Here is a 15,359-nt window from a genome sequence, read left to right on the forward strand (position 1 = left end):
TGGTTGGGGTTTTGACGGGGGTCGGCGTCGTGGCCAGGGGCACGCTAAACGCCGTTTGGGCAGGTGCGTCGGTTGGGCAGCCCGCAAGCAGGGCTATCGTGTCGGAGACTCAGTACTCGGCAGCGAGCATGATGGTGAGGATGCGCACGGTCACTGCCGGGTCGGCCGGATCAGGCGAGTGCCCGACCATAACGCGGTCGTAGGTGTCGATCTTCCAGAAGCATCGCTGCCCAGCGAGATCGAAGGCTCCGAAATCGTGCTGGCCATACGGGTCGTCGGCGACGCTGAAGGTCGCGAACGATTGAACTACTGCTTCGGCCTCGCGACGGCGCTCCTCCGGCAGGGTGGCGATCCCGCGCGACAGCATCACATGGCCGCCGGCAAAGCTCCGGCGGAAGGCATCGTTCAGGGCACGCACCCGGTCGGTGCGGGTGGTCGAGGCGGGATTCGCCTCGACGCTGATGGGGGCCGAGCGGCTCACGCCCCTGGCTTCGCACTTTGAACCGCGCCGGGCGGTAGCAAGCCAAGCTCGCTGCGATGCCGGGTAATCAGCGGATCGTCGGGCCAGTCGCGCCACTGAAGCTCGAAGGCGTCGTCGGCCTTGGTGTACATGACAATCGCCTCGAACCAACCCTCCAACGGGCCGGCGCAGGCGAGCACGAGGCAGCCACGCTCGATCCCCGGCCAATCAGCGGGCGCCTTGAAGCGCCCCCCAGGGCCTCCGGCGCCCGCAGCGTCACTTGCCCCGCCCCCTGATGCCGGAGGGGCGCTGGCGGCCTTGCCTGCGGCCCTGACACGCGGGGCGACATCGGGTAGGCCAGCCGCCGCCACGAGCCGCTCGAACATTTCGGCTTTGACGAACGGCACGAAGGCCTTGCCGCTCCCGAACAAGCGTCCCTGGGGCAGGCCAGCAGCGAGGCTGTGATGGGTGTCGTCGCTGATTTCGAGCACGTGCATGCCCATCAGCCCAGCGGCACGCTCGGCCTCGGCCCTCTCGCCAGCGGCAAAGCGCGAGGCGTGGGGGCGCTGTCGTTCGTCGCGGCCGAACAGGATCAGGCCGTGCGGTATGGTGGCGGCTGTGCTGATTGCGATGTTTAGGGTCATCAAAGGGCTCCAGAAACGACGAAGGCGGCCCGGAGGCCGCCTTGCGTTGAGTGTGAGGGGGGAAGATGCACCCGCCTGCTGCCGGTCGGGCTTGGGTCGCAGTGGAGGCGTAACGGCAGGGGCATCGGGGGCATCCGGTCAGCTGCGAAACAGCCCGCAGCGACACTTACATTAAAGGACTATCGTCCTAATGTCAAGCTTGGCTTGTTATTGCGCTTGTATCTTGCTCACTGTAGCTGAGCAAGCCGTTAATGAACGCAAACAAGATCTTCAAATTATCTTTGACAGAGGATCTAACTCCCGACCGCATAGAGATATGCACAATATCCTCGTTAAGACTGTACATATTAAATCGGCGTCGAGTACGAGCAATTTCAATATACATGGATCGAGAAGCTCGTTGTGCTGGAAAAGGGATAGCCTTAATGCTCCAAGCTATCGGCGCCCGCTCGCTGGTTATCTTTCGTTCTCAGCGCGGATTGTTCGTCATCGCGTCGACGCCAGGGAAGCCGCAGATGCGCTAGGTACGGATAGACGGCGGGCAGCACCACCAGGGTAAGCAGGGTCGCTGTAACGAGGCCGCCGATCACCACCGTGGCCAGCGGGCGCTGCACCTCGGCGCCCGCGCTCGTGGAGAGGGCCATGGGCAGGAACCCGAGCGCCGCCACCAGCGCCGTCATCAGGACTGGGCGCAGGCGCATCTCGGCGGCCCGGGTCGCCGCCTCGCGGGCGTCGAGGCCTATCCGTTCGAGGTCGCGGATGTAGCTCGTAAGCACCACGCCATTCAGGATCGCGATGCCGAAGGTCGCGATGAAACCGATGGCAGCCGAGATCGAGAACGGCAGGTCACGCAGGTACAGGGCGACGATGCCGCCGGTGGCGGCCACGGGCACGTTGAGGAAGATCAGCCCGGCGAGGCGGATGTCGCCGAACATCACCACGAGCAGGATCAGGATCGCCGCCATGGCGGCCGGGACGACCACGGAGAGCCGGCCCGTCGCCTCCTGCAGGTTTTGGAACTGCCCGCTCCATTGCAGCGAGTAGCGCGGCGGCAGTGTCACCTGCGCCTTCACCGCCGCTTGCGCATCGCTGACGAAGCTCTGGACGTCCCGGCCGCGAACGTTGGCCTGCACCGAGATCCGACGCTGGAGCTTCTCACGGCTGATCTGGGCAGGCCCCGTCGCCACGTCGACGGAGGCAACCAACGACAGCGGCACCAGCGCCTTGCTGTTCCGGCCGACCGGTAGGTCGCGGATGCGCGCGATGTCGCTACGGTCGGCGGACTTCAGCCGGACCACGATGTCGGTGATGGAGTTGTCGTCGCCGTAGATCATCCCGGCGGTGCGCCCGCCGATGCTCTCGACCACGTCGAGGATGTCACTGACGTTGACGCCGTAGCGGGCGGCCGCAGCACGGTCGACCTGTATGGAGAGCGCCGGCATGCCGGCCTGCGCCTCAGCTTTCACGTCGGCCGCTCCGGTGACGCCGGAAACCGTGCGGACGATGGCGTCGCCCGTGTCCTTCAGCACCTTGAGGTCGTCGCCATAGAGGCTGATGGCGACGTCTCCGCGCACGCCCTCCAGGAGGTCGTCCATCCGCATCTGGATGGGCTGCGAGAACGCGTAGGATACCCCCGGCACCTCCGCGCGCAGGCGCTTGTCGAGGGCGGCGACAAGCCCCTCCTGGGTGGTCGCGGTCGTCCAGGTCGATGGGTCGGTCAGCGTGATGAAGCTGTCGGTGGATTCCACCCCCATCGGGTCGGTGGGGATCTCGGCGCTTCCGGTGAGCGAGACCACCCGCTTGACCTCGGGGAAGCCCTTCAGGGTCTGCTCGATGCGTTGCATGACCTTGAGCGAGGCATCGAGGTTGATGCCGGGCAGTTTCTCGGAGGTGATGACGATGGAGCCTTCCGAGAGCTTCGGCAGGAACTCGCCGCCAAGCCGGGTCGCCAGCCAGCAGCTCCCGAGGAACAGGCCAAGGGTGACCAGGAGCGTGATCCCGGTGCGGCGCTCGGCGAGCCGGAGGACCGGGGTGTAGGCGCTTCGAACCCAGTGAACGAGGCGGGTCTCGCGCTCGCCGATCCCGGGCCCAGCCAGCACGATGGCTGCCAGCGCCGGCATCAGCGTCATGGTGAGCACCAGGGAGCCGGCCAGCGCGAGGATGACGGTGAGCGCCATCGGCCGGAACATCTTGCCGGCCACCCCTTCGAGGGCGAGGATGGGCAGGTAGACCATGATGATGATGGCGACCGCGAACAGGATCGGGCGCGCCACCTCCACGGTGGCCTGACGGATGACCTCTTGGGCCGGGCGCTCGGGGTGCTCGCCGCGGGCGCGCAGGACGTTCTCGATCATCACCACGGCGCCGTCGACGATGAGGCCGAAGTCGATGGCGCCGAGGCTCATCAAGTTGCCCGAGAGCCCGAACAGCCTCATCCCGGCGAAAGCCATGAGCATTGAGAGCGGGATCGCGGCCGCCACCACGAGGCCGGCCCGGAGGTTGCCCAGCAGCAGGAGCAGCACGACGATGACGAGCACCGCCCCCTCCATGAGGTTGTGCTCGACGGTGCGGATGGTGCGCGCCACCAGGGTGCTGCGGTCGTAGTAGGGGACGATCTCGACGCCCGGGGGGAGCTGCTGGCGCAGGGTCTCGATGGTCTGCTTCACGGCCACGACCACGGCGCTGGCGTTCTCGCCCTGCTGCATCATGGCGATGCCGACGACGGTCTCGCCTGCGGCGTCGTGGGTGACCGCACCGAGCCGTACCTTCGGCGCCTCCACCACCTCGCCCAGGGTGGCGACCGTCACCGGCACGCCGCCCGGACCCGTCGTGACAACGATGTTGGAAAGATCCTTGGTGTCCTTGGCCAGACCGAGGCCGCGGATGACCTCCTGCTGGTCGTTGTGCTCGATGTAGGCGCCCCCGCGCGCGGCGTTGTTCTCGGCAAGCGCCGTGTAGACCTGAGCCATGGTCACGCCGTAGCGATGCAGGCTCTCGGCGGAGATCCGGACCTCGTAGGTCGGCATCTGGCCGCCGTAGATGTTCACGTCGGCGATGCCCGGTGTCAGCTTGAGCTTCGGCGCGATGGTCCATTGCAGGATGCGCTTCAGCGCCATCGGCGAGTAGCCCGGCCCGCGCACCTCGAACTGGTAGATCTCGCCGAGCCCCGTCGCCATCGGCCCCATCTGCGGGTCGCCGACGCCGGCCGGCATCATCGTTTTCGCCAGCGGCAGGCGTTGAAACACCTGGGACCGCGCCTCGGTAATCGACATGGAATCGTCGAAGGTGACGTAGACGGCCGAGACCCCGTAGCGCGAGGTCGAGCGTATCCCGGAGAGTCCCGGCGCCCCCGCCATGGCGTTCTCGACCGGGAAGCTGACGAGGCGCTCGACCTCCAACGGACCCAGCCCCGGCGACAGGGTCAGGACCATGACCTGCTTGGGCGAGACGTCCGGCACCGCGTCGATGGACAGGCCTTCGAGGTTGACGATGCCACCGACCGCGCCGGCGAGCGCTAGGATCAACACCAGCCAGCGGCGGCGGATGAGGAGGGCGAACCAGGCATTCATCGCGGTCTCAATCCGTCGAACCGAGCAGGGCGCGCAGCATGATCGCCTTGAGGCCGAAGCTGCCTTGCGTTGCCACCGTCTCACCAGTCTGGATGCCAGACCGGACCTCAACCCAATCCGCGCGCTGCACCCCGAGCGTAAGGTCCCGCTTCTCGAAGCGGTCGTCGCCGGTACGCACGAAGGCGATGGGGCCGCCCTCAGTCTGTTGGATCGCGCCGGCCGGCACCGTGACGCCCTCACGCCCGAGATCGGCGGCGATCTCCACGGAAACGAACATGTTGGCGCGCAACGTCCCGTCCGGGTTGGCGATCTCGATGCGGGCCGGGGCGGTGTTGGTCATCGGGTCGATGGCGGCGTTGACCGACCGGACCCGGCCCTCGAAACGGGGATGCGCCGTGACCGGGGCTTCGATGGTCGCCCGGTCGCCGGCCTTCACGGTTGCGATGTCGTGGCCGTAGAGGTTGGCCAGCACCTGGATCTGCGACGGGTCCGCCACGGTGAAGGCGTCGCGGTTGGTATCGACGACCTCGCCCAGGGTGATCCCCGCCATTGTCACCACGCCTTCGATGGGCGAGACGATGGCGCTGACGCCCGGAGCCTCTCCGGGGGCCGGGGCGAGGCGCTCGTACTGTGCGCGGTAGAGTTCGACCTGCGACTGGGCTGAAAGGGTGGCGGCATGGGCCTTGGCGAGATCGACCTGGCGCCGGTCGACCTCGGCCTGGGTGACCCCGCCGAGCCTCACGAGGTCGTTGCCCCGTTTGAGGTTGGTCTCGGCGACCTTCTCCGTGGCCTGCGCCTCGCCGAGGCTGGCCTGGGCGGCGGCGAGGCCGTTGCGGGCGTCGAGGACCCCCGCCGCATCGAGGGTGGCGAGCGTCTCGCCAGCCTTCACGCGGTCGCCGGGCTGCACCGATAGCGTAAGCACCCGGCCCGAGGTGCGGGGCTTAAGGCGGGTGACCCGGCGCTCGTCGAAGGCGACCATGCCGGGCGTTCGTACGGGTAGGATGATCCGACGGATCTCGGATTGCCCGAATGCCAGGCCGAGACGCCGTTGTCCTTCGGCATCAAGCCGCACGACGTTGTCCTGGGCCGTCTGTTCGGGAGCGACCGAGCTCGTCGTCGTGTGTGTATCGGGCGCGGCGGGTGCCAACCCGACCGACTCCAGTATCGGTTCGATGTAGGGCCTTGCGGCATCCCGATACCACCAACCGGCCAGCCCGAGTGCAGCCAAGCCAATTACCACGGCCCAGATCGAACGACGCCTGATCTTGGAGGATGCCGAACTGGAATTTTGCGCCGTCCCCGATGGTACGGCATTCAAACGCTCGCGCGCCTCTCCGCGGCCGGCCATCCCTGCCTCACCGTTAGTGGGCACGCCTGTCTCCGCCTCCAGCAGCACGATGTCGTCCATTGGTTATATTAGAGCCGTTCTAAGATATAAGCTGGGTGATGACCTGTGCCATTAAATTCGGGTTCACACTCGTGGTCTTGGGACCGGCTCCGAACCACATCACAAGCGGGACAGGGGCGAGAGCCCGAGAGAGGACCGGGTGGCGAAGCTACTTCTGATCGAGGACGATGCCGCCACGGCGGAGGAGGTCCTCGGCGACCTGCGCGGGCGCGGACACGAGGTTGCCTGGGCAGCCACGGGACCGGAAGGTGCGACCGCCGCTCGTAAGGGTACCTGGAACGCCATTATCCTCGACCGGATGCTGCCCGGCCTGGACGGGCTCACCCTGCTGCGGGACCTGCGCGGCGCCGGGGACCGGACACCGGCCCTGGTCCTGAGCGCGCTCGGCGACGTTGACGAACGCATCCATGGCCTGCGCGCCGGCGGCGATGACTACCTGGGCAAGCCCTTCGTCCTCGCGGAGCTTGCAGCCCGGATCGAGGCCCTGCTGCGGCGGCCCACCGACACGCGCGAGACGGTGCTCAGGGTGGGGACCCTGGAGCTCGACCTCATCTCCGGGACCGGGCGCCGAGGCTTGCGCGACCTCGCCCTGCTGCCGCGCGAACTCAAGCTCCTCGAATACCTCATGCGCCGGCCCGGCCAGGTCGTGACCCGGGCGATGATGTTCGAGGAGGTCTGGAACTACCGGTTCACCCCGAAGTCGAACCTCATCGACGTCCATGTCGGGCGCCTGCGCAAGAAGCTTGAGGTCGAGGGCGAGCCGATCCTGATCCACAACGTCCGGGGAGAGGGCTTCACCCTGACGCCGGATGTCTAGGATAACCCGCTCCTTCGCTTTCCGCTGGGCACTTGGCATCGCCCTTTGGTCGACCTTGCTGTCCCTGACCCTGTTCGCCTTCGTGTACTGGCAGACCGCCGCGTTCATGCAGGACGAGCTCTCCCAGGTCCTCCGACATGAGGTCAGGTACGCCGCCGGCGATCCCTCGAAGGCGGGTGCCCGCATCGAGACCTGGGTCAGCGAGGACCTCCACAGCGTGCATTTCGCGGGTTTGTTTAGCCCCGACGGCCGAAAGCTCGCCGGCAATCTCGATGCGCGGCCGCAGGCCCTTCCACTGGACGGCGAGGTTCATCGGATCGGCACGCAGGTCGCCATCGCAGGACGGCGGCTGCACGAGGACCTGTGGTCCGCGGGGATCGCCCTGAGCGACGGCAGCATCGTGGTTGTGGCGCACGACACCGACGAGATCGACCGCGCCAAGGCCACGGTGATCCGTGCCCTGGGACTCGCGCTGGGACCGACCCTGGCCTTCTCCATCCTCGGTGGCGTGTTGCTCGCCGGGCGCGCCAAGCGCCGACTTGCATCGACGGAGGCGGCGGTCGCGCGAGTGATGCACGGGGACCTGCGCCAACGGCTTCCCGTCGGCACGGCAGGGGACGAGTTCGACCGCCTGGCACAGAACGTCAACGGCATGCTCGACGAGATCGAGCGCCTGATGGAGGAGGTGCGAGGCGTGGGTGACGCCGTGGCCCACGACCTCCGGACCCCACTCACACGCCTGCGGCTGCGGCTCGAGCGCGGCCGCGAGCAGGCCCGTGACATCGGCGAGCTGCGCGAGGCGGTAGACCAGGGGTTGGTCTGGATCGACCAGACCTTGGAAATGGTGACGGCGGTGCTACGCATCGGCGAGATCGAGCATGGCCGACGCTACGCCGCCTTCGGTCCGGTGGACCTCGGGGTCGTGGTGAGCGAGGCCGCGGAACTGTTCGAGCCCCTGGCCGAGGAGAAGGGGATCGTCCTCGCCCTGGATGTCGATTCGACGATGCCCACCATCGAAGGCGACCGCAGCCTGATCTTCGAGGCGGTGTCGAACCTGCTCGACAATGCCATCAAGTTCACGCCGGTGAATGGCCAGGTCAGGGTCGGCCTCGGCCGGCGTGAGGACCTTTCTGTGGTCTCCGTCGAGGATAGCGGCCCCGGAATCCCCGTGGTCGAACGAGAACAGGTGTTCAGGCGGTTCTATCGCTCGGAGCGAGCCAGGCAGACGCAAGGCAATGGGCTCGGCCTCGGCCTCGTCGCGGCCATCGCCAAGCTGCACGGGTTCGCGCTGGTCGTAACGGAAGGTGCCGGCGGAGGATGCCGCATCGAAGTTCTCTGCCCCGCCCCGGACCCACGGTAAGCCGAGAGGGGCGTTCGAACATCGACAGATAAGCGCCCGACTGCATCCAGGTCGTTCGATATCGTGGATGGCGAGCGAACTCTCGTTTGCATCGAGGATCTGCGCATCGCCCCGCGGTCGGGACGTGATGTCGAGCGTCACGCTTTGCCGCCGAGCACGCGCATGGCGTTGAGGACGACAGCGACGTCGATGACTTCCTGGATCAGGGCGCCTTGGAGGGGCGAAAGGTATCCGAAGGCCGCGGCCACCATGCCGAGGGTCGACATGCCGATGCCGGCGAACACACATTGCAGGGCGATGGCGCGGGCGCGCTTCGCGATGTGGATCGCCTGCGCCAATCCATCGATGCGGTCTACCAGCAGGACGACGTCGGCGGCCTCCGCGGCCGCCGCTGCGCCCCGCGCGCCGAGTGCCACGCCGAGATCGGCCGCGGCCAGGGCTGGGGCGTCGTTCACCCCGTCGCCGACCATCATCACTACGCCATGCCTGCGCTCGACCGCGACGAGGTCGGTCTTGCCAGCCGGGTCGAGGTCGGCCGCCACGGCGTCGATGGGCAATCCGACAACCAACCCGTCCGCAACGGACTTGCGGTCTCCCGTGGCGAGAACGATGCGACGGATGCCGGTCGTGCGTAGGGCGCCGAGGGCCGTGACGCCTTCCAGGCGGAGGGGATCGGCGAAGCCGAGGATGCCGGCAGGTGCGCCGTCGATGGCGACGAGGACGGTTGCCGTCACCGCGGGAACTTCCGCTCGCGGAGGCGGCGGTGCGTTGACCGGAAACGTGACATTCTGGGCCTGCATGAAGCGCGGGCCGCCAACGAGAACCCGATGGCTGCCGACCAGACCCGCAATGCCCTCTCCGGGCGTCTCTACCACCTCGGTCGGTTGCACGAGGAACAGGGCCCTTGCGTGTGCCGCCTGCACCAGGGCTCGCGCCGTGGGATGAACGGAAGCTTGATCTAGTGAAGCGGCGACCAGGACAACGGTGTCGATGTCCTGACCGGAAAGGGTCCGGACCGCCTGAAGTTTCGCGGTGCCGTGGGTGAGGGTTCCGGTCTTGTCGATGACCAGGGTGGTGATCCTGGCGAGCGTCTCCAGGGCCGCGCCGCCCTTCACCAGGACGCCGATCCCGGCAGTCCGGGACATGCCCGAGACGAGGGCCACCGGAACGGCGAGGATCAGCGGGCACGGGGTCGCGATGACGACCACGGCCAGCGCCCGCAACGGATCGCCGGTGACTAACCAGGCCGCGCCGGCGATGGCCAGCGTGAGGGCGAGGAAGGCGAGGCCGTAGCGATCCGCCAGGCGCGCCATCGGTGCCTTCTCCGCCTGGGCGGCCTTAACGAGACGGACGATGCCCGCGTAGGTGCTCTCGGCGGCAACCCTCTCGGCGACGAGCATGAAAGCCGGCCCGACGTTGATGGCGCCGCTGAGGGCGGCGGCCTTCGCCTCGATGGTGACCGGGAGCGCCTCGCCGGTGAGCGAAGCCTGATCCAGTACCGCGCGCCCTGCATCCACGAGACCGTCGACGGGCACGACGTCACCGGTCCGGATCAGCAGTCGGTCGCCAGGGATCAGGTCCGAAATGGGGACCTCCTTGAGACCGTCGTCCTGCTCCTTGAGTGCGGAGCGTGGCTGCCTGGCGAGCAGTGCCGACATCTCGCGTTGGGCTCGGCCCGCGGCATAGGCTTCCAGCGATTGGCCGCCGGCATACATCAGGGCCACGACCACCGCGGCGAGGGATTGTCCGAGGGCAAGGGCGCCGCCCATCGACAGGGCGGCCACCACGTCGAGACCGACGTCACCGCGCAGCAGGCTGTTGATGATCTGGCCGAGTAGTACGGCGAGTACCAAGCACGTAGCGGCGCTCCAGATCCAGGATGCCCAACTCGCACCCATCGCCTGTGCGGCGAGGCCTGCGCAAAGGCCGATGAGCGTCACGAAGACCAAGCCGATCCGGAACCAGCCGGAGCGGTCTATCGAGATCCGGGTCGCGGCCGGCGGTGCAGGAGCAACAGATGGCAGGTCCTGTTTGCCCTGATCGGACATCGTCATCGCCGGGACCGGCATGTTCGCACTCTTCTGTTCCGAAGGGGCCCCTCATCGAGGGCGAGCGATGTGGGGAGTCTGGAGGCCAAGCCACCGGACCGGCGCGGTCGACCGAGCGCGAGCCGCATGACACCACGGTCCCCGCGATCATTCCTTGCGCTAGATCAAAGACGACGACGCCGGAGGCCCGCATACCCACCCTGGAAAGCGTAGGAGGAAGCCGTCGCCGCACCGATGCTCATATCCGACGTCCTTGTCGTCCTGACCCAGGAAGGGCAGGAGATACGCGTCAGGACCTCACCGACATCGAGATTTTCACGTGGCTGAAGCCCGTCGTCGACGGCTTTCACAACTATGTGGCAGACGACTTGCGGCGCTCACGTTGGGTCGCGTCTCGCCAAAAGAACTCTTCCTCGACAAGGTGTATCTCCTCTCCCCCACGGCGCCTGATTGGGTCGCCTTGGTGAAGGGCCTGCTCGCCCTCGGTGCTAACCGTGACGGTTCGCGCCACGGCATCCTCACCAACTGGGTCGGCGTCCTGTCGAACGACTTTTCGTCAACCTGACTAGCGTCGACCTCGAATTGCGCAAGGCCGACGAGAAGGGAATGACTTTCGAACTGATCGGCCGTCACAGCGGCTTGCCCAACGTTCACCGCGACCCGCTGCGACCTCGTCTTCGGATCGAAGTCGCAACTCCGTTCTGTGGCCGAGGTCTATGCGGGCAGCGACGGCGGGGCGCGTTTCGCGAAGGACTTCGTGAAGGTCTGGAACAAGGTCATGATGCCGGATCGCTACGACGTCCGGTCCTGGCCAACCCATGCCATAAGTGCCTCGAGCGAGTAGCCAGGGGGGGCATCCAGTAGGACCCGGCGCAATCCTAAATTCGGTGTCATTTTCGAACAATTCTAATCTGCGGCAGTTTTTCAGGTTCGCTTCGCCCACCAGGGTCATGCACGCTCCAAGGTCACATCAGCACCTCATGAAGAACGCTCGCCTCCTATCCGCCATGCTCCTCTTTGGGACGGCCCTACCGCTTCCCGCCGTCGCCAACGGAACGCTGACCGTCTCACCGGCGCTCCCGAGCGCGATGAAGGTTCTCCTGCGGTTCGATCTCGCCCAGGCCGACCAGCCGGCCGCCAAGAACACCGACGACGTCCGCGGCGCCTCGCAGACGAAGACGACCAGCCCGCAACCCGTGGGCGCCTTCCCAACCAACGAAATGTCCGGGCTGCCCGTCATCGGCCTCGATGGCGGTGCCGACGCCATGAAGAAGGATGTCGCCGCCCTTCAGCAGACCCTGACAGAGCTGCAGCAGCTCCAGCTCCAGACCAAGCAGGCTCACTGGAACGCGTCCGGTACCCTGTACTACCCGCTACACTTGCTCTTGCAGGAGCACTACGAGGGCTTGTCCAAATACGCCGACACCATCGCAGAGCGTCTGCTCTCAGTGGGATCTTCGGCCGACGGCCGCGCCAACACCATCGTGAGGACCTCGGGCGTTCCTGAGATCCCTGGCGGCTTCCTCGACGACGCCCAAATCTTGGTCTGGTTCACCAACGCCTACAAGCGGGTGGGCGAGGAGGTGAACGCGGCGATCAAGGCGACGGAACAGGTCGACCCGACGACCTCGAACCTGCTGCAGGAGGTCGAGCACGGCATCGCCAAGTACCAGTGGCAGATGCGCGCCCAGCTCCAGCGCACGAGGACGGACCCGAACACGGGCTGGGACCTCAACGACAACAAGCCCGTCGACCTAGCCCCGCAGGCCCCCTCGAAGCCCTGATATATCCCGCCACGCCCTCGGCCGCCGCGGCGGGGGCGTGGCCTACTCGACTGGACACGACATGCCTTCACGCGAGACGTCTTACGACGGCACCACCATCACCCTGCACTGGCTCACGGCCGGGCTCGTGCTGGTCCTCTGGCTGGTCGGCACTTTCCTCGAAGACCTGCTGCCAAAGGGTCCGCTACGCTCCGGAATCTGGTCGGCCCACTTCGTCCTCGGTTTCGTCTTCACCGGCGTCATCGTCGCGTTGCTGACCTGGCGGCATACGAAGGGCCGCCCGTTGCCAGTCGAGGATCCCGGTCCCCTTCATATCCTCGCCAAGGCGACCCATGCCGCCCTGTACCTCCTGCTTTTCGTCATCGCCGGGCTCGGCATCGCCAACGGTTTCGTACGGGGCGTCACGCTGATCGGTCCGCTGGAGCTGCCGCAACTCGGCGATCCGGAATGGCGCCGGCCGCTCACGCACTGGCATGGGATTGCGGCGAACATCCTGATGACGGTCGCCCTCTTCCACGCCTGCGCCGCCCTCGTCCACCACTACCTCTGGCACGACGCCGCCCTGCGCCGCATCCTTCCGGGCCGCGCCTCCGTCGCCCCCATTGAGAGGCCCTGACGCCGATGCGCCTCGCCCACAGGGAAAACCACCTGATCGACCGCATCGGCTGGCTGCGCGCCGCGGTGCTTGGCGCCAATGACGGCCTTGTCTCGACCGCAAGCCTAATCGTCGGGGTGGCCGCATCCTCTGCCGCCTCCGGGGAAATCCTGGTCGCCGGCACAGCCGGCCTCGTGGCCGGGGCGATGTCCATGGCGGCAGGAGAGTACGTTTCGGTCAGTTCCCAGTCCGACACCGAGCAAGCCGACCTCACCAGGGAGCAACGCGAGCTTGAAGAGGACCCGGCCGCCGAGCGTGACGAGTTGGCGGGGATCTACGTCGAGCGCGGCTTAGACCAGGACCTCGCGCTGCGGGTGGCGGACCAACTCATGGCGAAGGACGCGCTGGGCGCCCATGCCAGGGACGAGCTCGGCATCTCTGAGTTCACCACTGCACGCCCGATCCAGGCGGCGTTGACCTCCGCGGCGACCTTCTCGGCTGGCGCGACCCTGCCGCTGCTCGTGGCCGCGCTCTCGCCGGCCGCATCGGTGGTCTATTCTGTTTCAGCTGCCTCGCTGTTTTTCCTGGCCGTGCTTGGGGCGCTCGGGGCTAAGGCCGGCGGTGCCGCCATTCCACGGGCTACCGCACGGGTGGCTTTCTGGGGGGCGGCGGCGATGACGGTCACTGCAGGCATCGGCCACCTCGTCGGAAAGGCCGTCTAAGCGCTTCGTCGGTCGGCTGGATCCGGACGCCGTCGACACTCAGCGAACGTATTCCACAAGCTTCGACATGCGCTCGCCGCGCTACACCACCCGAATCGCTGACATCCGGGTCGTTGGTGTCGCGTAGGCCAGGGAGAGCGGACATGGCATCTCAATAATAAGTCAGGACAATTTAGTGTCAACCAAACCGAGCTTCACACAATAGACGCGGCCATCATCGCAGATCGCTTTCGGAGTCTTGATCGTTAGCTTGGGCTTTCGACCACTTTCCGTTCGTGCTTGTCCGCTATCCCGTAAGGCTCGCATCATCGTCTCATACTGCGGGAACGCTTTCTGAAAGCGGCGCGCGGGGATCATCAGTTCGGTTGCGCCCTCGACTTGTCGCACGAAGCCGGCGGTAGCCTCGAAGGCGACCTTTGATAGTGGAGCCTGCAACGTGCTGACATCGACCACATGCGTCCGGTGCTTCTCAAAATAAGTCTGGATCTGTTGGATTGGCGGGACCGACGCTCTTTCGCTCCGGGAATTCTGATTGCCGGCAGTCTCTCGAGCAACGGCATAGACCGCCGTTGCCGGGCATCCCCAAGCTCGTGGCATGATCTTCCAATGGCGCGCGAGCATCCCCGCCAGGGCAACGAGCGCAAAGCATTTCCGAACCCGCTCCCTGTCGATGTCAACGCTCACTGCCGCACGTTCGCGGTCCAGGACGCGTTTGAGTGTCCCTCGAAAAGCTTCCTCGTCGCGGGCAATCTGGCCTTGTATTCGTTTGACGAATGCCGTGCCCGCCGCGCCCCAATGCGTATTGCTGGCGGCACGCAATGCTTCGACTGCCGCCGCTGAACCACTGTAACCAGATGGCACATGGTCAAGCACGCCGTAGGGCCGTTCGGGAGCTATCAGTAACGTCACCATGCGTTCGGTAAGGGCACCACGCTCAGCCTCGGAGCCTTCAATAAGTTCGCTGAGGCGTCGGTTGCTGGTGCTGAGGACAGCCAAGTGCGCGTGGGGCTTTGTTAGCTGGTCGCCGCTGCGCTGCCTCTGCCCCGTGTTCGTGAGGCCGAACACGGCTTGGTGGATCAGTTGCTTTCGCGCTTCCTTCGTGGCCCCCGCCAAGTTGGCCTCGTCAAGCAGCAAAAGCTTGTGCCGGTGAACCAGTTTTGTTTCGTCAAAACGGCCCGGCGTTAGATTCCAGGTTTCGCCCCCGCCGCAGGTGCTGTTCCGGTCACCGGCCCAAACTGACGCCGCGAGCATGCCGAGCGTCGATTTTCCGCAGCCCGGATCGCCAACGAATTCGAACAGGGGACTGAGGTAGTCCGGTGGGACGAACGGCAAAAGAGGTCCGACGAAAGCAACAGACAGAGCGAACAGGGCCAAGGGCTGTCGGGCCACAATCGGTTCGATCCCTGCCTGCCACTCGGCCAAGCTGCCGCACGCCGCAAACTTGGAGCTCCGCGGAAAGGTGACAATGACTTCGCGGGGATTGTGCGGTGGCTGCAAAACGCCCCCGTCACCCAGCACGAAATGGCCCTCGATCCACCCTGGCGTACATGCGACAAGGGCCGGCCTGTAGGTCTCGACTCTCGCGATTTCGCTACGCAGCGCCCGCTGCGCAGCCGGCTCGATGAGAGTTGGATCGATATTGGCGAGCAGTGCGAAGACGTCGGTTCGTGTGAACTCTGATACCCGGATCCAAAGCGCTTGAGTGGGTGTCCCATAACGGACCCAGCGGTCGTTTTCTTGGTCAATCACCCTATCGAGGATGCGAGGCTTGGCCGGACCAACACTTGGCTTGATCGACCCTCTTGCCGGTGCGGCACTGGTCCGCTCATGGGGGTGCCTCGGCGGGTTGGATTTGGCGGTGGACTTCCGAACTGGCGCGGACATCGTTGCCTCTTTCTAAAACGTCAGGATCGATTGTCAGGCTGCGGGCGCTTCCCACCATCCCACCCTTC

13 protein-coding genes are annotated in these 15,359 nt (G+C 66.1%); 7 read left to right on the forward strand and 6 right to left on the reverse strand.

Annotation, left to right across the window (positions count from 1 at the left end):
* Window positions 1–109: 109 nt before the first annotated feature.
* The 4 genes from FV220_RS11140 to FV220_RS11155 all read right to left on the reverse strand — a co-directional run bounded on the left by FV220_RS11140 (window position 110) and on the right by FV220_RS11155 (window position 5,745).
* Complete coding sequence (locus FV220_RS11140) at window positions 110–481, reverse strand: DUF3768 domain-containing protein (RefSeq protein WP_147831372.1); 372 nt, start codon at window positions 479–481, stop codon at window positions 110–112.
* Window positions 478–1,104, reverse strand: coding sequence for a hypothetical protein (locus FV220_RS11145; protein WP_147831374.1), 627 nt, complete (start codon window positions 1,102–1,104; stop codon window positions 478–480). Before FV220_RS11145 ends, FV220_RS11140 begins: the two co-directional genes overlap by 4 nt.
* Window positions 1,105–1,526: 422 nt before the next feature.
* On the reverse strand, window positions 1,527–4,673 hold the full coding sequence (locus FV220_RS11150; protein WP_147831376.1) for a CusA/CzcA family heavy metal efflux RND transporter: 3,147 nt from the start codon (window positions 4,671–4,673) through the stop codon (window positions 1,527–1,529).
* Between the two features lie 7 nt (window positions 4,674–4,680).
* Window positions 4,681–5,745 (reverse strand): efflux RND transporter periplasmic adaptor subunit, encoded by a 1,065-nt coding sequence (locus FV220_RS11155; RefSeq protein ID WP_348642083.1) that lies wholly within the window; start codon window positions 5,743–5,745, stop codon window positions 4,681–4,683.
* 475 nt (window positions 5,746–6,220) lie between these two features.
* Between FV220_RS11155 and FV220_RS11160 the strand changes: the two genes are divergently transcribed.
* Both FV220_RS11160 and FV220_RS11165 read left to right on the forward strand, forming a co-directional pair.
* On the forward strand, window positions 6,221–6,898 hold the full coding sequence (locus FV220_RS11160) for a response regulator transcription factor (protein WP_147831378.1): 678 nt from the start codon (window positions 6,221–6,223) through the stop codon (window positions 6,896–6,898).
* A complete protein-coding gene (locus FV220_RS11165; RefSeq protein WP_147831380.1) occupies window positions 6,891–8,258 on the forward strand; it encodes an ATP-binding protein in 1,368 nt (455 codons plus the stop codon). The genes FV220_RS11160 and FV220_RS11165 overlap by 8 nt, the downstream gene beginning before the upstream one ends.
* A 137-nt stretch (window positions 8,259–8,395) precedes the next feature.
* On the opposite strand, the gene FV220_RS11170 is transcribed toward FV220_RS11165, so the two are convergent.
* A complete protein-coding gene (locus FV220_RS11170; protein WP_246689434.1) occupies window positions 8,396–10,156 on the reverse strand; it encodes a heavy metal translocating P-type ATPase in 1,761 nt (586 codons plus the stop codon).
* Window positions 10,157–10,688: 532 nt separating this feature from the next.
* Between FV220_RS11170 and FV220_RS26080 the strand changes: the two genes are divergently transcribed.
* The 5 genes from FV220_RS26080 (at window position 10,689) to FV220_RS26370 (ending at window position 13,534) form a co-directional block, all read left to right on the forward strand.
* The gene (locus tag FV220_RS26080; protein ID WP_246689432.1) at window positions 10,689–10,871 is read left to right on the forward strand and encodes a hypothetical protein; all 183 of its coding nucleotides are present in this window, start codon (window positions 10,689–10,691) and stop codon (window positions 10,869–10,871) included.
* 415 nt (window positions 10,872–11,286) lie between these two features.
* Window positions 11,287–12,090 (forward strand): DNA starvation/stationary phase protection protein, encoded by an 804-nt coding sequence (locus FV220_RS11180; RefSeq protein WP_147831385.1) that lies wholly within the window; start codon window positions 11,287–11,289, stop codon window positions 12,088–12,090.
* A 61-nt stretch (window positions 12,091–12,151) separates the two neighbouring features.
* Window positions 12,152–12,706, forward strand: a complete 555-nt coding sequence (locus FV220_RS11185; protein ID WP_147831387.1) for a cytochrome b/b6 domain-containing protein — start codon at window positions 12,152–12,154, stop codon at window positions 12,704–12,706.
* 5 nt (window positions 12,707–12,711) lie between these two features.
* Window positions 12,712–13,407 (forward strand): VIT family protein, encoded by a 696-nt coding sequence (locus tag FV220_RS11190; protein WP_147831389.1) that lies wholly within the window; start codon window positions 12,712–12,714, stop codon window positions 13,405–13,407.
* Between the two features lie 16 nt (window positions 13,408–13,423).
* A complete protein-coding gene (locus FV220_RS26370) occupies window positions 13,424–13,534 on the forward strand; it encodes a DUF4113 domain-containing protein (protein WP_281406083.1) in 111 nt (36 codons plus the stop codon).
* Window positions 13,535–13,569: 35 nt separating this feature from the next.
* Here the strand turns inward: FV220_RS26370 and FV220_RS11200 are convergent, their stop codons facing one another.
* Complete coding sequence (locus tag FV220_RS11200; protein ID WP_147831391.1) at window positions 13,570–15,291, reverse strand: DUF927 domain-containing protein; 1,722 nt, start codon at window positions 15,289–15,291, stop codon at window positions 13,570–13,572.
* Window positions 15,292–15,359: the final 68 nt, after the last annotated feature.

The organism is Methylobacterium sp. WL19 (assembly GCF_008040005.1).
Taxonomy (GTDB): Bacteria; Pseudomonadota; Alphaproteobacteria; order Rhizobiales; family Beijerinckiaceae; genus Methylobacterium; species Methylobacterium bullatum.